This window comes from Lentzea sp. JNUCC 0626, assembly GCF_043632865.1.
Taxonomy (GTDB): domain Bacteria; phylum Actinomycetota; class Actinomycetes; order Mycobacteriales; family Pseudonocardiaceae; genus Lentzea.
The window spans coordinates 8,121,252-8,142,492 of record NZ_CP171635.1; the positions used below are offsets into that span (position 1 = coordinate 8,121,252).

Annotated in this window: 20 protein-coding genes and 1 pseudogene; 9 read left to right on the plus strand and 12 right to left on the minus strand. The window is 69.0% G+C overall.

The window, feature by feature from the left end; genetic code table 11:
- Positions 1 to 722: 722 nt before the first annotated feature.
- The 6 genes from JNUCC0626_RS37840 (at position 723) to JNUCC0626_RS37865 (ending at position 7,492) form a co-directional block, all read left to right on the plus strand.
- A complete protein-coding gene (locus JNUCC0626_RS37840; protein ID WP_394622189.1) occupies positions 723 to 1,856 on the plus strand; it encodes a BMP family lipoprotein in 1,134 nt (377 codons plus the stop codon).
- A gap of 79 nt (positions 1,857 to 1,935) precedes the next feature.
- Complete coding sequence (locus tag JNUCC0626_RS37845) at positions 1,936 to 3,516, plus strand: ABC transporter ATP-binding protein (protein ID WP_394615472.1); 1,581 nt, start codon at positions 1,936 to 1,938, stop codon at positions 3,514 to 3,516.
- Entirely contained in the window at positions 3,516 to 4,589 is a 1,074-nt protein-coding gene (locus JNUCC0626_RS37850; RefSeq protein ID WP_285643315.1) for an ABC transporter permease, read from the plus strand. Before JNUCC0626_RS37845 ends, JNUCC0626_RS37850 begins: the two co-directional genes overlap by 1 nt.
- Positions 4,590 to 4,597: 8 nt before the next feature.
- Entirely contained in the window at positions 4,598 to 5,839 is a 1,242-nt protein-coding gene (locus tag JNUCC0626_RS37855) for an ABC transporter permease (protein ID WP_394622190.1), read from the plus strand.
- A complete protein-coding gene (locus JNUCC0626_RS37860) occupies positions 5,832 to 6,221 on the plus strand; it encodes a cytidine deaminase (RefSeq protein WP_090067213.1) in 390 nt (129 codons plus the stop codon). Before JNUCC0626_RS37855 ends, JNUCC0626_RS37860 begins: the two co-directional genes overlap by 8 nt.
- A complete protein-coding gene (locus tag JNUCC0626_RS37865) occupies positions 6,218 to 7,492 on the plus strand; it encodes a thymidine phosphorylase (RefSeq protein ID WP_394615473.1) in 1,275 nt (424 codons plus the stop codon). Before JNUCC0626_RS37860 ends, JNUCC0626_RS37865 begins: the two co-directional genes overlap by 4 nt.
- A gap of 66 nt (positions 7,493 to 7,558) precedes the next feature.
- Here JNUCC0626_RS37865 and JNUCC0626_RS37870 read toward each other — a convergent pair whose 3' ends face one another.
- The 4 genes and pseudogenes from JNUCC0626_RS37870 to JNUCC0626_RS37885 all read right to left on the minus strand — a co-directional run.
- Positions 7,559 to 8,629 carry a hypothetical protein gene (locus tag JNUCC0626_RS37870; RefSeq protein ID WP_394615474.1) on the minus strand — a complete coding sequence of 357 codons (1,071 nt, stop codon included), beginning with the start codon at positions 8,627 to 8,629 and terminating at the stop codon, positions 7,559 to 7,561.
- 11 nt (positions 8,630 to 8,640) lie between these two features.
- Positions 8,641 to 9,195 (minus strand): RNA polymerase sigma factor, encoded by a 555-nt coding sequence (locus JNUCC0626_RS37875; RefSeq protein ID WP_394615475.1) that lies wholly within the window; start codon positions 9,193 to 9,195, stop codon positions 8,641 to 8,643.
- Between the two features lie 142 nt (positions 9,196 to 9,337).
- Positions 9,338 to 10,819 carry a serine/threonine-protein kinase gene (locus JNUCC0626_RS37880; RefSeq protein ID WP_394615476.1) on the minus strand — a complete coding sequence of 494 codons (1,482 nt, stop codon included), beginning with the start codon at positions 10,817 to 10,819 and terminating at the stop codon, positions 9,338 to 9,340.
- A 1,259-nt stretch (positions 10,820 to 12,078) separates the two neighbouring features.
- Positions 12,079 to 12,583, minus strand: a pseudogene (locus tag JNUCC0626_RS37885) (hypothetical protein); the annotation flags it as partial.
- Positions 12,584 to 12,988: 405 nt separating this feature from the next.
- Here JNUCC0626_RS37885 and JNUCC0626_RS37890 point away from each other — a divergent pair.
- Complete coding sequence (locus JNUCC0626_RS37890; RefSeq protein WP_394615477.1) at positions 12,989 to 14,080, plus strand: adenosine deaminase; 1,092 nt, start codon at positions 12,989 to 12,991, stop codon at positions 14,078 to 14,080.
- On the opposite strand, the gene JNUCC0626_RS37895 is transcribed toward JNUCC0626_RS37890, so the two are convergent.
- A complete protein-coding gene (locus JNUCC0626_RS37895) occupies positions 14,067 to 14,843 on the minus strand; it encodes a GDP-mannose 4,6-dehydratase (RefSeq protein WP_394615478.1) in 777 nt (258 codons plus the stop codon). The two genes, JNUCC0626_RS37890 and JNUCC0626_RS37895, sit on opposite strands and share 14 nt — an antisense overlap.
- A 324-nt stretch (positions 14,844 to 15,167) precedes the next feature.
- On the opposite strand from JNUCC0626_RS37895, the gene JNUCC0626_RS37900 reads away from it, so the two are divergent.
- Positions 15,168 to 15,461, plus strand: coding sequence for a hypothetical protein (locus JNUCC0626_RS37900; RefSeq protein WP_394615479.1), 294 nt, complete (start codon positions 15,168 to 15,170; stop codon positions 15,459 to 15,461).
- A 371-nt stretch (positions 15,462 to 15,832) separates the two neighbouring features.
- Here JNUCC0626_RS37900 and JNUCC0626_RS37905 read toward each other — a convergent pair whose 3' ends face one another.
- From JNUCC0626_RS37905 to JNUCC0626_RS37925, 5 genes are read right to left on the minus strand one after another with little or no spacing between them, the layout of a single operon-like run.
- The gene (locus JNUCC0626_RS37905) at positions 15,833 to 17,053 is read right to left on the minus strand and encodes a primosomal protein (RefSeq protein ID WP_394615480.1); all 1,221 of its coding nucleotides are present in this window, start codon (positions 17,051 to 17,053) and stop codon (positions 15,833 to 15,835) included.
- Positions 17,054 to 17,107: 54 nt separating this feature from the next.
- Entirely contained in the window at positions 17,108 to 17,554 is a 447-nt protein-coding gene (locus tag JNUCC0626_RS37910; protein ID WP_394615481.1) for a YbaB/EbfC family nucleoid-associated protein, read from the minus strand.
- Positions 17,542 to 17,892, minus strand: a complete 351-nt coding sequence (locus JNUCC0626_RS37915) for a hypothetical protein (RefSeq protein WP_394615482.1) — start codon at positions 17,890 to 17,892, stop codon at positions 17,542 to 17,544. Before JNUCC0626_RS37915 ends, JNUCC0626_RS37910 begins: the two co-directional genes overlap by 13 nt.
- A gap of 40 nt (positions 17,893 to 17,932) precedes the next feature.
- Positions 17,933 to 19,117, minus strand: coding sequence for a C40 family peptidase (locus JNUCC0626_RS37920; protein ID WP_394615483.1), 1,185 nt, complete (start codon positions 19,115 to 19,117; stop codon positions 17,933 to 17,935).
- Entirely contained in the window at positions 19,114 to 19,440 is a 327-nt protein-coding gene (locus JNUCC0626_RS37925; protein ID WP_394615484.1) for a hypothetical protein, read from the minus strand. Before JNUCC0626_RS37925 ends, JNUCC0626_RS37920 begins: the two co-directional genes overlap by 4 nt.
- A 92-nt stretch (positions 19,441 to 19,532) precedes the next feature.
- Between JNUCC0626_RS37925 and JNUCC0626_RS37930 the strand changes: the two genes are divergently transcribed.
- Positions 19,533 to 20,069, plus strand: coding sequence for an SMI1/KNR4 family protein (locus JNUCC0626_RS37930; RefSeq protein ID WP_394615485.1), 537 nt, complete (start codon positions 19,533 to 19,535; stop codon positions 20,067 to 20,069).
- Between the two features lie 7 nt (positions 20,070 to 20,076).
- Here the strand turns inward: JNUCC0626_RS37930 and JNUCC0626_RS37935 are convergent, their stop codons facing one another.
- Both JNUCC0626_RS37935 and JNUCC0626_RS37940 read right to left on the minus strand, forming a co-directional pair.
- On the minus strand, positions 20,077 to 20,667 hold the full coding sequence (locus tag JNUCC0626_RS37935) for a MarC family protein (protein WP_394615486.1): 591 nt from the start codon (positions 20,665 to 20,667) through the stop codon (positions 20,077 to 20,079).
- A 37-nt stretch (positions 20,668 to 20,704) separates the two neighbouring features.
- Complete coding sequence (locus tag JNUCC0626_RS37940; RefSeq protein WP_394615487.1) at positions 20,705 to 21,232, minus strand: VanZ family protein; 528 nt, start codon at positions 21,230 to 21,232, stop codon at positions 20,705 to 20,707.
- Positions 21,233 to 21,241 lie beyond the last annotated feature (9 nt).

Genomic DNA, 21,241 nt, shown 5'->3' on the forward strand with positions numbered 1-21,241 from the left:
AGTGGTGGTGGTCGGCGAACTGTTTCTGCCCGACCATGACCGGGAAATGCTAGTCCCGCACGTTGGACGCGTCCCAGCAGGCGCACCCGCTCTGTGACCGATGAGACACGCTGTCGATCGGCCAAGCGGTCTTGATCGATTCGGAGATGCGGTCCACGCCACATTTCGGGCATTTGTACCGGGACAAAAGGTGACGGCGGCCTGGACCTCCGCCTTGGTCCGGGCCGCCGTCGTCGGCAAGGGCACTTGCCACCACCCACACGCGTGAGGGTCCGCGAACGGTTCAACGGGGTCCGCAAGAAATTTCGTCCACCGTCGAACCGCAGGTCAGGTGATCGTCCGACTGGCATGGCCGAGTCAGTCGCACGGCAGAGCGTCGGCGCATCCTGGGTGTCATGGGGAGGGAGAACCGCCCGCGGCTGCCCGCGGGCGGACCGGTGTCGGGCATGTCGGGGGCGTTGGAGCGGTGGGCTTGGCGAGCGGAACTGCTCCAATCGGACGAAGATCGAGGCGAAGAAGGGCCTCAAGAGGACGAATCGCCACGCGGCGAACACGAGTGATCACCACTCGTACGGCCAAAGCGTCGAATGCGTAACCGATAGGGGTCTTTGTAGGTGCTGGCGGCAACGGGGTTGGTTACTAAGAGGTACGGTGCCGCGTCTAGGACCCAACAACGTCGTTGGGGATGAACCTCAGGGAGGAGACGAGCCGTGCGTCGTCGTATGCGTGGTGTCGCGGTTGCCGCGATCGCGTTGACCAGCGTGATGACTATGGCCGCCTGCGCGAAGGACTCGGGTGGCGGCAGCAACAACACGGGAACCGGTACCGGTGCCGCCTGCGAGTTCGCTGAGGCCCCGACCGCGCCCGCCACCTCGAACACCAGCGCCGCGAACGGCGACAAGGTGGACGCGAGCGCGCTGAAGATCGGCCTGGCCTACGACATCGGTGGCCGTGGCGACGCGTCGTTCAACGACTCCGCCGCCGCCGGTCTGGACAAGGCCATCGCGGACATGGGCGTGAAGAAGGAGAACACCCGCGAGCTCTCCGCCGCCCCGAACGAGGACGAGTCCGCCAAGCAGACCCGTCTGCGCCAGCTCGCGTCCGAGGGCTTCAGCCCGATCATCGGTGTCGGCTTCGCCTACGCCGAGTCGATGAAGCTCGTCGCCGGTGAGTTCCCGAACGTCAAGTTCGGCCTGGTCGACTCGGCCGTCGAGGGTGCCGCGAACGTCACCCCGCTGCTGTTCGCCGAGCAGGAGGGCTCCTTCCTGGCCGGCGTCATCGCCGCGTACCAGAGCAAGAAGTGCCACGTCGGCTTCGTCGGCGGCGTCGAGATCCCGCTGATCCAGAAGTTCGAGGCGGGCTACTTCCAGGGTGCCAAGGCCGCCGCGCCGAAGATCCAGATCGAGAAGAAGTACATCACCCCGGCCGGCGACTTCACCGGTTTCCAGGACGCCCCGAAGGGTCAGGAAGCCGCGAAGGGCCAGATCGACAAGGGTGCTGACGTCATCTACCAGGCCGCGGGTGCGTCCGGTAAGGGCATCTTCTCGGCCGCGAAGCAGGCCAACGTGCTGGCCATCGGCGTCGACTCCGACCAGTACAACCAGGCGACCGTCGCCGACACCAAGGACGTCATCGTCTCGTCGATGCTCAAGCGCGTCGACGTCGCGGTCTACGACTACGTCAAGGCCGTCGCGAAGAACGACCTCGCCGGTCTGCCGAAGGTCTTCGACCTGAAGGTGGACGGTGTCGGTTACGCCACGTCGGGTGGCAAGATCGACGCGAAGCTCCAGGGCATCCTTGAGGGCTACAAGGCGCAGATCATCGAAGGCAAGATCAAGGTCGCGGACAAGCCGTAGTACCGCGTAACCGCAGCATCCGGGCCCTGTGAGGAATGACCTCGCAGGGCCTGGTGCGTGGTAGGAGGAGCACTCGACGATGAGCAGTTCCACGTCCGCAGGGACGGACGTACACCCCGCGGTGGTGCTCACAGGCATCACCAAGCGATTCCCCGGTGTGGTCGCCAACAGCGACGTCCACCTGACCGTGCGCCGCGGCGAGGTCCACGCCCTGTGCGGCGAGAACGGCGCGGGCAAGTCGACCCTGATGAAGATCCTCTACGGCATGCAGCCGCCGGACGAGGGCACCATCGAGGTCAACGGTGAGCAGGTGCGGTTCCGCACGCCGTCCGACGCCATCAAGGCCGGGATCGGCATGGTGCACCAGCACTTCATGCTCGCCGACAACCTCACCGTCCAGGAGAACGTCGTCCTGGGCGCCGAGGCGATGCACGGCATCGGCAAGAAGGCCCGCGCGCGCATCATCGAGCTCTCCGGCAAGACCGGGTTGAACGTCGACCCCGGCGTCCTGGTCGAGCAGCTCGGCGTGGCCGACCGCCAGCGCGTCGAGATCCTCAAGGTGCTCTACCGCGGTGCCAAGGTGATCATCCTCGACGAGCCCACCGCCGTGCTCGTGCCGCAGGAGGTCAACGAGCTGTTCGACACCGTCCGCGGCATGCAGGAGCAGGGCTACACGTTCCTGTTCATCTCGCACAAGCTCGACGAGGTCCGCGCGATCGCCGACTCCGTCACGGTGATCCGCCGCGGCACGACCGTGGGCAGCGCCGACCCGAAGACCGTCAGCTCCCGGCAGCTCGCCGAGATGATGGTCGGCAGTGAACTGCCCAGCCCGGAGACGCGCGAGTCCACCGTCACCGACACGGTCGTGCTGGACGTCAAGAGCCTGAAGCTCATGACCCCGGACGGCTCGCGGCCGATCCTCGACGACGTCGACATGGTCGTGCGGTCCGGCGAGGTCGTCGGCATCGCGGGCGTCGAGGGCAACGGCCAGACCGAGCTGGTCGAGACGATCATGGGTATGCGCAAGGCCGGCAGCGGCACGATCACGTTGCAGGACAAGGACATCACCAAGCTGGGCACGCTCTCCCGGCGCGAGGCGGGCATCGGGTACATCCCCGAGGACCGCCACCGCCACGGCCTGCTGCTCACGCAACCTCTTTGGTACAACCGGATTCTCGGCTACCAGACGCGCAAGCCGACGTCGAAGGGCATCTGGCTCGACACCGACGGCGCGAAGAAGGACACCGAGCGGATCGTCGCGGACTTCGACGTCCGCACGCCCGGCATCGACGTCCCGGCGGCGGCGCTCTCCGGTGGCAACCAGCAGAAGCTGGTCGTCGGCCGCGAGTTGTCCGGCGACCCGGTGCTGCTGATCGCGTCGCACCCGACCCGCGGTGTGGACGTCGGCGCGCAGGCGTTGATCTGGGACGAGATCAAGCGCGCTCGTGCCGCCGGCCTCGCCGTGCTGCTGATCTCCGCCGACCTGGACGAGCTGATCGGCCTGTCGGACACGATCAAGGTCATGCTGCGCGGCCGTCTGGTGGCCGACGCCGACCCGAACACCGTCACGCCCGAGGACCTCGGCAGCGCGATGACCGGTGCGGGCAGCACGAGCGCAGCGGTCCAGGAGACCGCTGTCGTCGAGGAAGGCGAGAACTGATGGGACACCTGCGCGGCAAACTCCTGCCGCCCGCGTTGGCGATCGTCTTCTCGATGCTGTTGTGCGGTGTCGCGCTCGTCATCTCGGGCGCGAACCCGTTCAGCGCGTTCGGTGCGATGGTGACGCAGGTCGGCAAGGGCACGACGTTCGTCGACATCATCAACTCGACCGGCATCTACTACATCGCGGCGCTCGCGGTGGCCATCGGGTTCCAGATGAACCTGTTCAACATCGGTGTCGAGGGCCAGTACCGGGTCGCCGCCGTCGTGGCGGCCGTGGTCGGCGGTTCGATCGCGCTGCCCACCGGCATCCACACGCTGGTGATCATCATCGTGGCCGCGATCGCCGGTGCCGCCTGGGCCGCGATCCCCGCGATCCTCAAGGTGACCCGGGGCGTCAACGAGGTCATCTCGACGATCATGATGAACGGCCTGGCGATCGGCCTGTCCGCCTACCTGATCCGCCGGGACGTCTTCGGTGAGTTGCGGGGCAACAACATCCGCACCGCCGAGATCCCGGAGAGCGGCTGGATGCCCGGCATCTCGTTCGGTGGCGGCGGCACGATGTTCGGCTTCATCTTCGTGGCCATCGCCCTGGGCGTCGGCTACTGGATCATGATGAACAAGACCCGCTTCGGCTTCGAGCTGCGCGCGTCCGGCGAGTCCTCGACCGCCGCGTCCGCCGGTGGCGTCAACGCCAAGAAGATGGTCCTGGTCTCGATGCTGATCTCGGGCGCCATCGCGGGCCTGATCTCGCTGCCGGAACTGCTCGGCCGCGACCACACGTTCAGCCTGAACTTCACCGCGGGCATCGGCTTCTCGGGCATCGCGATCGCGCTGCTCGGCCGCAACCACCCCGGTGGCATCGCGTTCGGCGCGCTGCTCTGGGCGTTCCTCGACAAGGCGGGCCTCGCGCTCGACAACGTCGGGGTGCCCAGGGAGATCGTCACCATCATGCAGGGCTCGATCGTCCTGTCGGTCGTCGTCGCCTACGAGGTGGTGCGTCGCTTCGAGCTGGCCTCGGAACAGCGTCGCGTCGGCCGTGAGCTCGGAACTGTCGGAGGTGCCGCGTGATCTCGACGATGGAGGAGAAGCCGCACATCCCGGCGGCGCCTCGCAAGCGCAAGGTCCCCGGCTGGGCCGTCGCCATGCTCGGTGTCGCGGGCGCGATCGCGTTGCTGTCGATCACGTCGATGCAGACCGGGTTCCCACAGCTCACGTCGTCCGGCACGACGCAGACGGCGGTGCGGCTCGCGCTGCCGATCCTGCTCGCCGGTCTCGGTGGTCTGTGGGCGGAACGCGCCGGCGTGGTCAACATCGGCCTCGAAGGCATGATGATCATGGGCACCTGGGGCGCGGCGTGGGCCGGGTACCAGTGGGGTCCGTGGGCCGCCGTCGTCGCCGCCGTGGTGTTCGGATCGCTCGGCGGTCTGCTGCACGCGATCGCGACGGTCACGTTCGGCGTCAACCACATCGTCTCCGGTGTGGCGATCAACCTGCTCGGCGCCGGTCTGACGAAGTACCTGTCGACGCTGGTGTTCTTCCCGATCTCGAACAACCCGCGCCAGTCCCCGCCGGTGCAGTCGTTCGACACGTTCTCGGTGGCTGGTCTCGGTGACTGGCTCGGCGAACTCGAAGCGGGCCAGCGCCTGTTCATCTCGGACGTCGCGGGCATCCTGCGCGGCCTCGTCACCGGCGTCTCGCCGTTGACGATGCTGGCGATCCTGCTGCTGCCGCTGTCGTACTGGCTGCTCTGGCGCACCCGGTTCGGCCTGCGCCTGCGCTCGGTCGGCGAGAACCCGCACGCGGCGGACTCGCTGGGCGTGAAGGTGTACTTCCACAAGTACGTCGCGGTGATCGTCTCCGGTGGTCTCGCCGGTCTGGGTGGCGCCTCGCTGGTGCTCAACCCCGGTCAGCTGTCCTATTTGGAGGGTCAGACCGGCGGTCGTGGCTACATCGGCCTCGCCGCGATGATCTTCGGCAACTGGCGGCCCGGTGGTCTGCTCGGTGGTGCGGCGCTGTTCGGGTACGCCGACGGCCTGCAGCTGCGGTCCGGTGGCGAAACGGTGCTGGCGCTGGTCTACGGCGTTGTGCTGCTGCTCGCCGTGATCGTGGTGTGGCAGCTGATCCGGCAGAAGTGGTTCTCCGCGGCGGCGGCGATCGTCGTGGCCGTGCTGATGTACCTGCTGTACATCAGCCTCGACGAGATCCCGAGCGAGTTCGTGTCCTACGCGCCGCACATGGTGACGTTGGCCGTGCTCGCCGTCGCGTCGCAACGATTGCGAATGCCGGCGGCCGACGGTCTGGTCTACCGCCGTGGCTGAGGTCGACTGGGACCTGTTGCGGGCACGGGCAGTGGAAGCGGCGTCGTTCGCCCACTGCCCGTACTCGGGGTTGCAGGTCGGTTCCGCGGCCCTGTGCGACGACGGCCGCATCGTGACCGGGTGCAACGTCGAGAACGCCTCGTACGGCGTCGGTCTGTGCGCCGAGTGCGCGATGGCCGGGCAGTTGCAGCTCACGGGCGGCGGCCGGTTCGTCGCGGTCGCGTGTCGCAGCGGCGCCGGTGAGCTGCTGATGCCGTGCGGTCGCTGCCGTCAGGTGTTGTACGAGCTGGGCGGCCGCGACTGCCTGGTGGACACGCCGTCCGGGATCCTGCCGATGTCCTCGGTGCTGCCGGACGCGTTCGGACCGGAGGACCTGCCATGAGCTTCTCGGCGGTGGACGTCATTCGCGCCAAGCGCGACGGTGCTGTGCTTTCCGGTGAACAGATCGACTGGGTCATCGACGCCTACACCCGTGGCGCCGTGGCGGACGAGCAGATGTCCGCTCTGGCGATGGCGATCTTCTTCAACGGCATGACCGCCGCCGAGACCGCGCGCTGGACGCAGGCGATGATCTCGTCCGGCGAGCGGTTGGCGTTGCACGTCGATCGCCCGACTGTGGACAAGCACTCGACGGGCGGGGTCGGCGACAAGATCACGTTGCCGCTGGCGCCTCTCGTCGCCGCCTGTGGCGCTGCCGTTCCTCAGTTGTCCGGTCGCGGTCTCGGCCACACCGGCGGGACGTTGGACAAGCTGGAGTCGATTCCCGGGTGGCGGGCCGCACTGTCCACTTCGGAGATCATGGCGCAGCTGTGCTCGGTCGGTGCCGTCGTTTGCGCTGCCACCGAAGGACTTGCTCCGGCTGACCGCAAGCTCTACGCGTTGCGGGACGTCACCGGAACCGTCGAGGCGATTCCGCTGATCGCGTCCTCGATCATGTCGAAGAAGATCGCCGAGGGCGCCGAGTCGCTGGTGCTGGACGTGAAGGTCGGCTCCGGCGCGTTCATGAAGGACCTCGGCTCTGCTCGCGCTCTGGCCGAAGCGTTGGTGGCCATCGGTGTCGAGCACGGCGTGCGCATCTCGGCGTTGCTGACCGACATGTCCGTGCCTCTGGGCCGTGCCGTCGGCAACGCGGTCGAGGTGGCCGAGTCCGTCGACGTGCTGCGCGGCGGCGGCCCTGCCGACGTGGTGGAGCTGACGGTGGCCCTGGCCCGCGAGATGTTGTCGCTGGCGGGGATTTCCGTCGACCCGGCCGCGGTGCTGGCTTCCGGTGAGGCCTACGAGGTGTGGGCGCGGATGATCAGCGCCCAGGGCGGCGATCCCGATGCTGCGCTGCCGGTCGCGTCGCACAAGCACGTGGTGGAGGCGCCCGCGTCGGGTGTGCTGTCCACTTTGGACGCTTACGGCGTAGGTGTGGCGGCGTGGCGTCTCGGTGCCGGTCGGGCCCGCAAGGAGGACCCGGTGCAGTTCGGTGCCGGCGTCCTCTGCCTGGCCAAGCCGGGCGACGCGGTGGAGGCCGGGCAACCGTTGCTGGAACTGCACACCGACACCCCGGACGCGATCGCCGGAGCCCTGCAGGCGTTGGAAGGTGCCTACGAGGTAACGGATTCCGCGCCGGAGCGGTCCCCTCTGGTGATCGACACCATCCGAGGTTAGAAGCTTAACCGCCTTCGGGAGAGCAGGCACGAGGCCTGCTCTCCCGGAGACGGTTCAGCGGAGTGCTCAGATCACGCCCGCCGCCACGTTGGCGAGGGTCACCCGGGACGACTGGTAGGTCACCATCGCCTGCTTCGACGGGGTAGCCGAGTTCGGGTTGGGGAAGACCTCGTCGCGGATGGGCAGGCCGTTCTCGGCGTTGATGCTCAGCACCGCCGACGCGTCCCCGCCCAGGATTTCGGGAGTCGCACTGATGGTCAGCGCGCGCTGACCGTCGATGACGGCCTCGCCGACGGTCACCTGCTTGATGGTGGCGAGCAGCTTCAGCACACCCGCGCGGACGTCGGGGTTGGCGGCACCCACGAACAGCGCGTACGTGCTGCTGCTCCACAGGTGGTTGGACAGGAGGGTCTCCAGCTCCTCGCCCGTCGGACGCGGCCTGGGGCCGGGGAGCTTCTTCCCCATGTCGCCCAGTTCCTTCTGGAGCTTCGCCTCGGCTTCCGCCCACGCCTTGTCCGCGTCGGCGGGGCTCAGGCCGAGGCCCAGCGAGTTGCCGGCGGCGGTGAGCATCGCGATCCTGGCCTTCTCCACGTCGCCGGTCGCGGCCTGGCGAGCCGCCGCCATCACGTTCTTGTCGTACTGCGTGGCGCCGTCGTCCTTCTTCGCCACCGAGTTCCGCAAGGTCTGCGGTGAGTCTCCCTTGAAGACCTCGCCCTTGTCGGAGTAGACGGTGTAGTGGAGGTACGGCGAGCCGTCCGGTGCGGTCTTCGTGCCGATGACCATCGACGCGTCACCCGGCAGCGGGGCGGACGCCTTGACCTGGGAGGCCACCTGGGAGGCCAGCTTCACCAGCGGCGACTCGACCACCGGTGCGGCTGCCTGGACGTCCGGTGCGACGGTCGGGGTGGTGCCGCCCGTCGTGCCCATCACCACGGCCGTGGCGACCGCCGCCGCGCCGACGGCCGTGACACCCGCCTTGGACCAGAAGGACCAGCGCCTCGGCCGCACGACCACCGCGTTCTCGGGGGTCTCGGTCTCCGTCATCGCCGTCTGCAACGCCGCGCGCGCCCGGTCGTAGGCCTCAGGGCTCGGGGACGGCACATCACTCAGCTTCTTCATCAGATCCATTTCGTCCATGAGTCGCCTTCTCACGTCGTCGGAACTTGCAGCAACGCGACCACTTCCGGGGCCGTTCGCAACGCCTTGCGCGCCTGGTGCAGCAGCCGGCGTGCCGTGCCGGCGGGAATGTCGAGCACGCGCCCGGCCTCCGCGACGGTCAGGTCCTCCCAGGCCACCAGGCCCAGGACTTCCCGCTCCTGCGGTTTGAGCCGGGCCAGCGCCGTGCGCAGCAACGCCTGCGTGTCCACGCGCGCTTCCACCGCCGGCCACGGATCCCAGTCGCTCGCCACCCCGGTCAGGTCCGGTGCCGGAGCGTCCGCGGGTGCGGACCGCCAGTACCGCCGCAGCCTGTTCAGCGCGACCCCGTACAGCCATGGTCTGGCCTCCGGGTACGAGCGGTCGTAGGTCGAGCGGGACTCGTAGGCCGCCACCCACACGTCGCCGAGCACGTCCTCGGCGGCCTGCCGTCCCACCCTGCGGGCGAGATAGGTGCCGATCGCCGCCTCGTGCCGGCTGATCACCTCGACGAAGGCGTCCGCGTCTCCCCGCAGCGATCTGCCGATCAGTTCCGCGTCTGACGACATGAAGCTCCTCGGGTTTGCTTCCCTTGCACCCCGTCTTTGCCAACGCGCCGCGAAAGCGTTCAGGTTGCCCGAAACAGCTGCTCAGACGCAGAACGGCCCCGGTCACCGAGGTGGGTTCCGGGGCCGCGTTCTCAGGGGTGCGTCAGCCGACGAGCGAGCCCGCCAGGGGCGACCTGTCCTGCTTCCACAGCACGCACAGGACCTCCTGGCGGCCCGGCGCCGCGGCGTCGTTGTAGGCCTCCCACTCCTTCTGGGTGGGCACGAGCCCGGTGAAGCCGAGCGGCTCCTTGATCTTCGGCTCGATGACCTTGAACTGCTCGGTGCAGTAGTCCTTGGCGAAGTCGGCCAGCCACTTCTCGCCGGGGTAGGCGATGTCCTTCGGCTTGTCCCACATGGGCGTCGCGGCCGAGAACAGCTGAATCCCGTGCGGCCCGCTGCACGGCACGTCCTGCCGCACCGGAGACCCCTGCGTCAGGAAGTCCTTGCCGCACTGCGTACCCGACAGGTTCCACTCGGGCACGTCCCCGCCCCGCCCGAACGTGGCGATGCGCCGCGACGGCAACGCCGCCCCCACCGGCAGCTCCTGCGGATCAGTCCACTCGCCGGAGTTCTCACCGGTTTGCGGCTGCTCGGTGTACTGGCCGGCGTTGTTGGTGTTCGTCTCTTTGGGCTTGAAGGCCTGGTAACCGGCGAACGCCGCACCCGCCAGCACCACCACGCCCAGCACGATCGCGCCAACGGTGACGAGCCGCTTCTTCTTGCTGCCACCCGGTTCGAGCTGCCTGGTGCCCTGCAGCTGGGGAACCGCCGTTCCCTGCACGATCGCCGTGAGCATCTGCCTCGCCTGCGGCGCCGTGAGCCGCCGCGCCGGATCCACCGTCAGCAACCCGCGAATGACCTCAGCCAGCGCGGGCGAGGCGTTCCTCAACACCGGCGGCTCGTTCATGATGGCGTGCAACGTGGACGCCGTGGACGTTCGCTCGAACGGACTGATCCCCTCGACCGCGTTGGCGATCGTGACGCCCAACGCCCACAGGTCGGACGCGGGCGAGGCCTCCCAGCCGCTCAGCCGGTCCGGCGACATGTACGCGGGCGACCCGATGATGCCGCCGTTGTGCGTCAGCCGAGGATCGTCCATGGCCTGCGCGATGCCGAAGTCCGTGAGCTTCACGGCCCCGTCCGGCCGCACCATGATGTTGCTGGGCTTCACATCGCGGTGCACGATGCCGGCCTGATGGGCGGTCTCCAACGCCCCCAGCACCTGCAACGCCACCCCGGCCATCCAGGTCGAGTCGCGTGGCCCGTGGTTCTTCACGATGGTCGCCAGATCCAGCGCGTCGACCAGTTCCATCGCGAGGTAGGTGCGCCCGTTCTCCCTGACGACGTCGTAAACCGTGACGACCGCCGGGTGGTTGAGGCGTCCTGCCGTCCGTGCCTCCCGGAGCATCCGCTCCTCCAGCACCGCGAACTCCTCGGCTGCGATGCCCTGCGGCGGGTGCAGTTCCTTGAGCGCGACCGAGCGGCCGAGCAGCTGGTCCTGGGCGCGCCACACGACACCCATCGCACCTCTGCCGAGTTCGGCCAGGAGTGCGTAGCGGTCGGCGATGAGTCGCTGTTGCTGCACGGACTATCCCTTCTGGACGCCCCCAGATGGCCGCGAGCATAACGACCCGACGTGTGAGCGCTCTCCCGTGGTCACGTGCCGGGAGCCGAGCCGGTTCAACGCACGGCGGGCCTCACCGGAAGTCCCAGCTCGGGCACGAGGTCGCGGACCAGGTCGTTCACCCCAGCATGTTTCCTCGCCCACACGCCGAGCCTACGGCCGCAGACGACGAACGGCCCCCGGAGCGACGTTGCTCCAGGGGCCGTTCCGCGAGGAAACGTCAGGCGATCAGGCGCCTTCGGCGGCCAGGTCGTCGTCGTCCATGTCCTTGCCGCCGTTCGCCGGCTTCGGGCCGCCGTTCTTGCGCGTGCGGCGCTGCGGGCGCGGCAGGGCGGTGGGCGGCGGGGGAGGCGTGGGCGAGCCGCCGCCGAGGATGAGTTCGGCGAAGGTGGCCATGGCCTCGTCGAGCTGACCGCCGATGCGCAGTTCGGATTCCTGGTTGGACTTGCGGACCAGGGACTGCAGCGAGTCGGTGTCCGGGCGGGCGCCCACGGTCTCGGCGACCTTGGTGAGGCTCGCGTCGACGGTGCCGCCGAGCTCGGTGATGCGGGCGGCGAAGCCGTCCTCCACCTTGTCGAGGCGGTTGGTCATGTTGTCGAGCTGCGACGTGACGAGTTCGAGGCGGCGGGCCAGGGACTCGAGGCGGTCGGCCGCGTCGACCTGGTCGCGCGACTGCTCGATCGCGGCGTACAGGGCGGTGCGGGCCTCGTCGAGCTTGCCGTTGACGACGTTCTGCGTGTCGGCGAGCGAGCCGGCCAGGGAGTCGCGGGTCTCGGCCAGCGAGGTGGCGAGCGACTCGCGCGTCTCGTTGAGCGAACCGGCGAGCGAGTCGCGGGTTTCCGCCACGACGCCGGACAGCTCGGTTCGGGTCTCGGCGAGCGAGCCGGCCAGGGAGTCGCGGGTCTCCGCCACGACGCCGGACAGCTCGGTGCGGGTCTGGTCGAGCGAACCGGCGAGGGAGTCGCGGGTCTCGGTCAGCGACGCGGCCAGCTGGTTGTGGCGGTCGGTGAGCGCGCCCGTCAGCTTCTCGCGGCTGTCGGTGATGGCGCCCGCCAGCTCGCCGCGGCTTTCGGCGATCGTGGTGACCAGCTCGGCGCGGGCAGCGGCGAGGGCGTCACGCTGCTCGTCGGCGCGGCCGTGGACGGACGAGAACGACTCGGCGAGGATCTTCTGCAGCGCCTCGCGGGTGCCGTCGAGGTGCTCGTGCACGCCCTCGTCGACCTCGTCGAGACGGCCGCGCAGCGCGGCTTCGAGGGCCTCGATGCGCTCGCGCAGCGGGTTGGTGACGGCGCCCGGGATCGCGTCGACCTTGCCGTCCTGCTTGTCCATGTGGCCGTCGAGGTCGTCGATGCGCTTGTGGATGGAGGCGAGCTTGTCCTCCAGGCCGTCCATGCGACCGGCCACGCCCTCGAAGCGGCCGGCGACGCCGTCGAGGCGTCCGTCCAGCTGCGCGAACGGCTTGGCGAGCTTGTCCACCAGGGCGTCGACCGCGCGACCGATGTCGGCGACGGCGTTGTCCTGGGCCTCCAGCTTGGCGAGGGCTTCGTCCAGGCGCTCAGCGAGAACGCTGACCTCGGTGCGATCCGGCAGCTCCGACAGGCGCTTGCGGACCGAACCCAGCGACTCCAGAGGCGACATCCGGGCGTGGATCTCGTCCAGCGCGTCGAAGATCTGCTGCTGCTCGCTCTCACGGATCTCCGCGGCGCGCGTGAGCATGTTGCGCATCCGATCGAAGGACATCGTGGAGTTGTTGTTCTCTGTCACGGCTGAGTGCCTTCGTCCAGGGGAGGGGGAGACCACGGGAGCCTATCCGCGTCGCGGGACGTCGCTGTACCACCCCCGTCACAGAACGGCCGGGTGCGGACGGGCAACTGACCCGATCAGGCTACCCGACTACTCTGAACGCTTGGTGACGGGTCGGCAGCGGGCGGTAGCGGCCGTTGATGTTCCTACCTTGGGGTGACTCAAGCCTCGCGTTGGTTGCAGAAAGTTGCTGATCACGGATCTGCAACGACGGGCAACCGACAAATGATCATATCGGCTACAAGATCATCTGGACCTGATTGACGGCGGCGTGTCGGCCTGGTTCACCAGGTCGGGAGGGTGTGGCGCCTGGAGTAACGTGTAGCAATGTCCACGCCGCTTACCTTGGAGTCCATCCGCAGCGCGCCGAAGGTGCTGCTGCACGACCACCTCGACGGTGGCCTCCGCCCGCAGACGGTGATCGAACTCGCCGATGCCACCGGCTACCAGGGCCTGCCCACCACAGACGCGGGCGTCCTCGGCGGCTGGTTCCGCGACAACGCCAACTCCGGCTCGCTCGTGCGCTACCTCGAAGGTTTTGCCCACACGTGCGGTGTCATGCAGGACGAGGCGTCGCTGGTCCGCGTGGCCGCCGAGGCCGTCGAGGACCTCGCCGCGGACGGTGTCGTCTACGCCGAGATCCGTTACGCCCCAGAGCTGAACACCGAGAAGGGCCTCTCCCTGGAGCAGGTCGTCGAGGCCGTTCAGGAGGGCTTCCGCATCGGTGCCGCCCGCGTCGCCGAGACCGGCCGCAAGATCCGCGTCGGCACCCTGCTGTGCGCCATGCGCCAGAACGAGGGCTGGCTGCGCATCGCCGAACTGGCCGTCCGGTACCGCGACCTCGGGGTCGTCGGGTTCGACATCGCCGGGCCCGAGGCCGGGTTCCCTCCCACCAGGGGCCTCGACACGTTCGAGTACCTGCGCCAGCAGAACGCGCACTTCACCATCCACGCCGGTGAGGCGTTCGGCCTTCCGTCCATCTGGGAGGCGATCCAGCACTGCGGCGCCGAACGACTCGGCCACGGCGTGCGGATCGTCGACGACATCAAGGTGTCCGGCGACGGCACCGTCCAGCTGGGACGGTTGGCGGGCTACGTCCGCGACCGGCGCATCCCGCTGGAGATGTGCCCGACGTCGAACCTCCAGACCGGCGCCGCGCCGACGCTCGCCGACCACCCGATCGGCCTGCTCGCCAAGCTGCGGTTCCGCGTCACGGTCAACACCGACAACCGCCTGATGAGCGACTGCAGCCTGTCGAGCGAGTTCGCCGCGCTGGCCGAGACGTTCGGCTACGGCTGGGCGGACCTGCAGTGGTTCACGATCAACGCCATGAAGTCGGCGTTCATCGGGTTCGACGAGCGGCTCGCGATCATCAACGAGCTGATCAAGCCGGGCTACGCGGCGCTCAACGCGCAGTAGTCGCCCAGGCGGTCTCGTCGATCGTGCTGCGCTGGAGCAGCGGCTCCCACCAGGCACGATTGGCGGCGTACCAGCGGATGGTGTCCCGGACTCCGGCCTCGAAGCCGATCTCCGGGCGCCACCCGAGCTCACGCCCGATCCGGGCCGAGTCCAGCAGGTAGCGGCGGTCGTGGCCGGGACGGTCGGCCACGACGGACTTCCGCGACGACGGCAGGCCCAGTTCGTCCAGCACGAGGTCGGCGATCTGGTCGACGTTCGCCTCGACGCCGGTGCCCACGTGGTAGGTCTCGCCGACGACGCCGTCCCGCAGCACCGCGTCGATGGCCCGGCAGTGGTCGAGCCTCGCGGAGCCCTCACAGTCGGGTGAATCGTCCCGTAGTTGTCCACAGATCGCCGAGCAGCGGTTTGTGCTGGTCAGCGGCACGATACGCTGGAACAGGGACGCCCCCGGGAGGGTGGGGGTCTGCCTTCCGCCAGTCGATCTTCTTCTAGCGCGACCGCACGGCGTGGTCCGCGCCGGCCTCCGACACGTCATATGGGTGCGCGGCCGATAGGGCGACTCCTCGTGGAACGCGGTCTCGTCCAGCGCGAGTTCCCCGTACACCTTGCACGTCGACACATGGTGAAACCGCCGGACGCCCGCACGACGGCAGGACTCCAGCGACGCCTGCGTGCAGGGAACGTTGGTGCGGAAGAAGCGTTCGGGATCCAGCACGGCGAGGCTGTTGCGGGACTCCGCCGCGAAGTTGACCACCACGTCCACGCCGGACACGTCGGTGGGAAGCGATGTCCGCGTGCACGAACGGCACGTCCGGCGGCAGGTTTGCGCGGACACCTCACTATGTCTGGGCATCGAGCGCGATCACCTCGTCCGTCGGGTGTTCGCGCAGCCAGTAGTGGGTGAAATGCGCCGATGAACCAGCCGCACCCGGTGATGAGCCCGCGCATGGGCAGTCCCCTGTGGAATTTCGGCGACGTCAGGAGTTTCACGCCGGGCCGGTCGCGGAACTCGACCTCCAACTGGGACCGGTGGCCTTGGTAGGGATGCTCGGACAGGGCGACCCGGTGCTCAAAGGTGTCGAAGGCGATGCGGTGCAGCAGCACAGAGTCGCGGCGGGAGACCTCGAACAACCCACCGAGCTCACCCGCCGCGACGGCCGCGATCGTTTGCCGCACGAAGGCGGTCTGGGTTCCGTTGCAGCACAACGTCTCCCACGTGCCGAGCGACTCGGTGTCGGCGCTGCCAACGGGCTCGGCCAACGCCAGCCGCCTACTCGGTCACGACGTCCAACGGCGCCTCTTCGGTGCGGCACAAGGAACGCACGCGCAGCATCTCGCCTGGACCAAGAGTGAGGTGACGGTCGAAGGTGCCCCGAAGTAGCCGCACTTGAGCACCGTGCGCACGCCATGCCTGCCTCGGCGCCGGAAGACCGGGCGTGCCGGAACGTCCCGAGCGCGAGCGGCTGCGAACAACTCCACGTACCAGCCGACGCCCTTTCTGCGACGCCGGCAGCCTTTCGTTGCGCAGTTGCTCCAACGCGCGGCGCACGCACCTGACTTGGTAGCAGCGGCCCGGTTCGCCCTCGCTCTCGATCGCCTCTGCTGAGCCGTAGTCGCCGCACGTGATGCTTTCCCGCAGCTCAGAGGCAAGGAACTGTGGCCGAGAACCTGTGTCATGCAGACGTAGGCAAGCCGTCGAAAGCGAAAAGGGCCGCTCGCGCAGCGCGAGCGGCCCTCAACGAAACAAAGCACTCAGTTGGAGTTCAGGCGGTCCTCGAAGTTCGCCTGCAGCGTGCGGAACGCCGCCACCTCCGCGTCGTACGGCGCGGACGGCGCGAGACGCGTCGGGTCCGGCGACACGACGAACGACACCAGCCAGCCCAGCGACTCGGACGAGGCGAGCGCGTTCTTCACGGACTCGTCCTCGGCCCACTCGCCCGCGTCCTCGAACAGTTCGACGGCGAGGTCGAGCTGCTGCGGGTCGAGGGAGTCGGGGCCCTCCTCCATGTCCTCGGCGATGCCCGTCAGCACGTAGACGTTGTCGTCGTCCACGTCCACGTCGAGCTCACCGGCGGTGGCCTTGACCTTGACGTCGTTCCACGTCTCGACCTCGGCCAGGTCGTGCTCGTCGTTCTCCGCGACGAACCGGCTGAGCGCGCGCTGCGAGGTGAAGACCTCGATCTTGCCGCGGCGGCCCAGGAACACCGGGTCGTCGCCGAGGTAGCAGCGCAGCGTGTAGAACTCGCCGGCCGACGTGATGATCTTGATCGGGTCGATGCCGACCTCGGCCCAGAAGCCGGTCGGCGCCGCCTTCTCCTCGTCGTCGGAGTCCTCGTCCGCCGGGTCCTCGACGGCGGCGGCCGCGGTGGCGGCCTCCAGCGCGGCGAGCTCTTCCTGGGCGACCGACAGTTCCTTCTCCGGGACCTCGGGCGTGTTCACGACGCCGTCGATCGCGTCGAGGACCTCGTCCCACTTCTCGGAGACGACCTCGGACAGCTCGCCCCACAGCTTCGCGCCGTCGCGGCCGCTGAACGGCAGCGTGCCCTGCGGCAGCAGGGAGAAGCCCTCGGCGCTGTCCAGCACCTCGTGGACCTTCTCCAGGTCGCAGACGTCCGCGAGGGCGCGCACGATCGCGACGACGTCGGCGAGCTCACCGATCGTCCAGGTGTCCGGGTCCTCCGCGACGAGCTCGGGGACGCCGACCAGGTCGAACTGGTGGTTGTCGTCCGGCGAGAGGTCGGCGACGCCCAGCGACGGCACGACCGGCCACGCCGGGTGGTCGGTCAGGTCGTGTTCCTCGGCGGTGCGCACGAACGCGGCGAGGTGCGCGGCGTCGGGGAAGACGAACAGGTCCTCCTCGTCACCGAGGAACGCCTCCCACTCCTCGCCCTTCTCGCGCCAGCGAGGTGCCCACAGCGTGACGACGTCACCCTGCGTCAGCCCCAGCTCGATGGGGACGATGTCCTGCGCCATCCTGACCTCCCGGTCACGCCTGCCCGATGCCGTCGTCGAGCCTAACGGTGCTGATCACCGAAGCCACGAGGGGTTGTCGAAGAAAGCGTCGTCGTCGGAATTCTCGTCCTGCGCGGTCCTCGTCCGCCGTTCCGGTACCGCCTCTTCAGCTGGGGCTTTGGGCGGCACGACCGGGTTCCACGTCGAGCGGAAAGGCGAGTCGCCGACGATGGACTCGACGTCGATCGCCATGCCGTCGCCGAGCGCCAGAGCCATCTTGTTGAAGCTCGTCTGGACGGCCGCGCTGGTCGCCAGTTGCACGGTCTCGGTCACCACTTGCCCGACGGCCTGCGCACCCTGGGTGAGCAGCGCGGGGTGCAGGTGCAGTGCCTTGATCTCGCCCTTCGGCGTCGCGGTGACCATGCAGACGCCGGTCGGGTGCTCGGCCGTGGCGGTCAGCACGGCGAGCTCGCGCTGCAGGCGTTCGGTGGCCTGCATGCGTTCCTCGTTCACCGCTGCCACCCGAAGTCGTCCTCGTCCGGTCCGCGTTCGATGCCCATGGCCGTCAGCTCACGCGGGTCGACCACGCGTTCCAGCGTCTGGTGCAGGCGGGTGTTCGCGTCGCGCCGGGCCTTCTCGGCGATGCGCACGATCTCGGCGGCGAGCCCCTGCGGGCCCATCCGCAACGCCGCCTGGCTCACCGAGATCTGCTGCGGCGGGCCGCCGGGCGTGGCGATCACGGTCACGGCGCCGTCCGGCGAGGACGCCCGTCCGGTGACCGGACCACTGCGCGTGACGTGCTCGGACACGGCCTGCTCGACCTCGCGCACCTTCCGCGCGGCGCGTTCGACGTCATCCACCTGGATCACCCCCTGGCCGACCAGTGTGCCGCAAACCCGATCAGCCGGTCGGCCGGTAGAAGCCGTAGAACGACATCCCGCTGTTCGTCGTCCTGATCGGCTGCACCTGCACCGGGTCACCGGCCTCGACCATCTGCCCGTTGCCGATCACCATCGCGACGTGGCCGTCCCACACCACGAGGTCGCCCGGCAGCAGCTGGTCGGCGGGCACCGAGGCGCCCATCGCCTGCGACGACGCCGGGCGCGGGATGTCGAAGCCCGCGCCTCCGTACGCCCACTGCGTGAGGCCGGAGCAGTCGGTGCCCTGCGGCGGGTTCGCGCCACCCCAGACGTACGGGGTGCCGAGCGCCGACAACGCGTTGCGCACGGCCTTGGCCGCCGTCTCGTTCGGGGCCTCGGCGCTGCTGCCGTCGGGCAGGTTCACGCCGACGCCCTCGCCGGGCTGCGGCGGGATCGCGACGGGCAGGCGCGGGCCGGAACCGCCGCCACCGCCACCTCCGCCGGAACCGCCACCCGATCCGCCGCCTCCGCCACCGCCTGATCCGCCACCGCCACCGGAGTTGCCGCCACCGGATTGCGATCCGGGACCGGACTCCTGCTTCGCGGTGTCGGTGGCGCCGGCCGCCGAGGTGGTGCCGCCCTCGTCACCGCCGAGCGGCTCGCCGAGCTTCGCGAGCGCGCCCGCGTCGGGCTTCTGCAGGCCGTTCAGCTGGCCGACGAGCTGGGTGAGCTGGTCGCGCACCTTCTGCAGTTCGGCCGAGGTCTTGCCCTGGTAGCCGGACGCCATGCCGGCGAGGTCTGCCAGCGCCGCGAGCACCACGCCGGGGCCCGCCAGCAACGACGCGGCCAGCGCGGCGGCGAGCTTCGGGGTCGCCTTGGAGGTGAACTCGTCGATGAGGCCCTGGATCGCGGTGCGCCCGCCGGTCACCGCGCTGACGCCGGTCGAGGCCGCGGTCTTGAGCGCGTTCGCGTTGTTCGCCAGCAGGGTCGTGGCTGAGGCGAACGTCGAGACGCGGCCGGTGAAGGCGTTGGCCTTCTCGCCGGTCCACGTGTTCAGCACGGCCGTCGAGGCCGAGGAGTGCCGCGTGCCGAGGTCGGTCATCGCGGTCTGGGCGCGCCCGAACGCGTCACCCGCGCGCGTGGCGCCACCGGTGTCGCCGTCGAGCTTCGCCAGGTCTTCCTTCATGGGCGCGATGAACTGGCTCAGCAGCCCCTCGACGCTCATACCTGGGCCGCCTTGTTGATCTGCGCCTTGTGCGCGTCCTCCTGAGCGATGTAGGAGTCGCGCGCCTTCCCGACGGCGGTGCCCAGACCCGCGAGACCGGTCGAGGCGGCCTTCAGCGCGTCGAGCTGCGCCTGCGCGGCGGCCTGGAACGCGGCGTTCAGCCCCACCTCGTTGCCCAGCTTGCCGAAGCAGTCGCCCGGCAACGCCGTGGTGCCGTTCAACGTGCCGGTGCCGACGCTCCCGACCTCGCTCGCCAGACCGCTCACCGCGGACGCGTATCCGGTCAAGGCGTCGAAGTCGACCTTGAGGCCTTGTTCCGCCATCTGAAAGCACTTCCCCCAGTCGTGACGTGTTCGCCTTGATCCTGCCCCGATGGGCGGTACCTCGCCCGACGTTCCGCCAAGATCATGGAACGGTGGGTGTGATCGAGCACTGGAACCGGATCCTGGCATGGCTGGCGGAGAACGCTCCCGCCACCCGCGCCGTCGTGCGTCCGAGGTATGACGCGCTGCCGGATCTTCGGGTTCCGACCGATCTCCAGCTGTGGTGGAGCGTCTACGGCGGCACCGAGGAGGGCCTGTTCGCCGAGATCCTGCCGCCCTTCTACACGCCGCTCGGCGCCGACCGCGCGTTCGTGCTCAGGGACACCCACGCGAGCAAGCCGGTGGACTCCTCCGAGGCGGGCGCGCCGACCAGCGGGTTCCACCCCGGCTGGTTGCCGATCGCGTTCGACGGCACCGGCGACGTGCTGGCGGTCGACCTGCGGCCCGGCGTGCTGCGCGGCTGCGTGGTCGAGTGGGACCAGGAGCGCAACGAGATGGTCAAGCCGGAGTGGACGTCGATCGTGGAGATGTTCGACCAGGTGGCGACGGCCCTGGAGACGCGCAGCGCGATCGGCCACTGCCACCCGGAGGTCAACACCGCCGGCGAACTCGGCTGGCGCACCAGCTAGACCAGAGCTAGACCCGTTCGAGGATGCCGAGCGTGATCAGGCCCTCGATGATCTGGTCCACGCCGAGCGCCGCGAGCAGCACGCCGAGGACGCGCACGAGCACCCAGGCGTAGGTCATCTTCACCCAGCGCATCGCGATGCCCAGCACCGCGATCGCCGCCAGGTCGAGCGCGATCACCGCCGCGAACCCGCCCGCCAGCACGAACGTCGTCTCGACCGACTTCGTGTCCGACAGGAGGAACAGGTAGGCCAGCGCGACCGGGTTCGCGTAGTAGGCGGTGGCGAGTTCGTGGGTGCCGCGGGTCTCGTCGTGCAACGGGTCCTGCTTGCGTCCCAGCACGAGGTCCAACGCGTGCACGAACAGGATCACGCCGCTCGCGAGGTACAGCGCGCCCTCGCTGATGTGGAACAGCGAGAGCAGCACCCGGCCGGCGACGATGACGAAGAGGCCGACGACCAGTGCGATCGCGGTCGAGCTCAACGCCACTCGCCAGCGCTTGCGGGCGTCGGCGCCCTCGGTGTCCATCAGGAACGCCAGGATGATCTTTGGCGGTCCGACCACGGCGACGAGGATGGAGAAGGCCTCCACGAACTTCATGGAGGCCATGATCAAGCCGTTGGAACGACCCTGCGCGTTACCTCACGCTGGCGAGTGAACGCTGCGTCTGCGGCACCGAGGCGGCCTTCACGCGGGCGTAGACCTTCACGGCGGCCAGTGCGCCCAGCCAGCCGAGCGCGGTGCCGGTGGTGTTGGTGATCAGGTCGTCGACGTCGAAGATCCGGTTGGCCCACAGCAGCTGCGAGCCCTCGATCGTCAGCGAGACGCCGTAGCCGATCAGCGCGGCCTGGCCGATGGTGCGCTTGCCCCACCACATCAGCATCACGCCGAGCGGCACGAACAGCAGCACGTTCAACGTCATCTGGTCGAACGCGATCCGGCCGTCGCGGAACGTGTCGGCGACCCACTGGAACGGGACCAGCTGCACGGTCTGGCGCGGCGGCACGGTCTGCATCGGCAGGAACGTCGCCGCGAACAGCATGCTCGCGTAGCCGGTGATGGCGGCGGAGCGGAAGGTGAGCTGACGGAAGAACAGCTGCGGGAGCATGAAGACGACCGACAGGAAAACGCCCCACTGGATGCTCGCGAGCTGTGCATTCGTCATGAATCAAAG

Bases quoted from the DNA above. Each gene is read 5' to 3' on its own strand.
- JNUCC0626_RS37840 (WP_394622189.1), top strand. From the start codon at position 723: ATGCGTGGTGTCGCGGTTGCCGCGATCGCGTTGACCAGCGTGATGACT.
- JNUCC0626_RS37940 (WP_394615487.1), bottom strand. From the start codon at position 21,232: ATGACGAATGCACAGCTCGCGAGCATCCAGTGGGGCGTTTTCCTGTCG.
- JNUCC0626_RS37925 (WP_394615484.1), bottom strand. From the start codon at position 19,440: ATGGCGGAACAAGGCCTCAAGGTCGACTTCGACGCCTTGACCGGATAC.
- JNUCC0626_RS37920 (WP_394615483.1), bottom strand. From the start codon at position 19,117: ATGAGCGTCGAGGGGCTGCTGAGCCAGTTCATCGCGCCCATGAAGGAA.
- JNUCC0626_RS37935 (WP_394615486.1), bottom strand. From the start codon at position 20,667: ATGAAGTTCGTGGAGGCCTTCTCCATCCTCGTCGCCGTGGTCGGACCG.
- JNUCC0626_RS37845 (WP_394615472.1), top strand. From the start codon at position 1,936: ATGAGCAGTTCCACGTCCGCAGGGACGGACGTACACCCCGCGGTGGTG.
- JNUCC0626_RS37875 (WP_394615475.1), bottom strand. From the start codon at position 9,195: ATGTCGTCAGACGCGGAACTGATCGGCAGATCGCTGCGGGGAGACGCG.
- JNUCC0626_RS37865 (WP_394615473.1), top strand. From the start codon at position 6,218: ATGAGCTTCTCGGCGGTGGACGTCATTCGCGCCAAGCGCGACGGTGCT.
- JNUCC0626_RS37855 (WP_394622190.1), top strand. From the start codon at position 4,598: ATGGAGGAGAAGCCGCACATCCCGGCGGCGCCTCGCAAGCGCAAGGTC.
- JNUCC0626_RS37850 (WP_285643315.1), top strand. From the start codon at position 3,516: ATGGGACACCTGCGCGGCAAACTCCTGCCGCCCGCGTTGGCGATCGTC.
- JNUCC0626_RS37900 (WP_394615479.1), top strand. From the start codon at position 15,168: ATGCGGTGCAGCAGCACAGAGTCGCGGCGGGAGACCTCGAACAACCCA.
- JNUCC0626_RS37890 (WP_394615477.1), top strand. From the start codon at position 12,989: ATGTCCACGCCGCTTACCTTGGAGTCCATCCGCAGCGCGCCGAAGGTG.
- JNUCC0626_RS37870 (WP_394615474.1), bottom strand. From the start codon at position 8,629: ATGGACGAAATGGATCTGATGAAGAAGCTGAGTGATGTGCCGTCCCCG.
- JNUCC0626_RS37905 (WP_394615480.1), bottom strand. From the start codon at position 17,053: ATGGCGCAGGACATCGTCCCCATCGAGCTGGGGCTGACGCAGGGTGAC.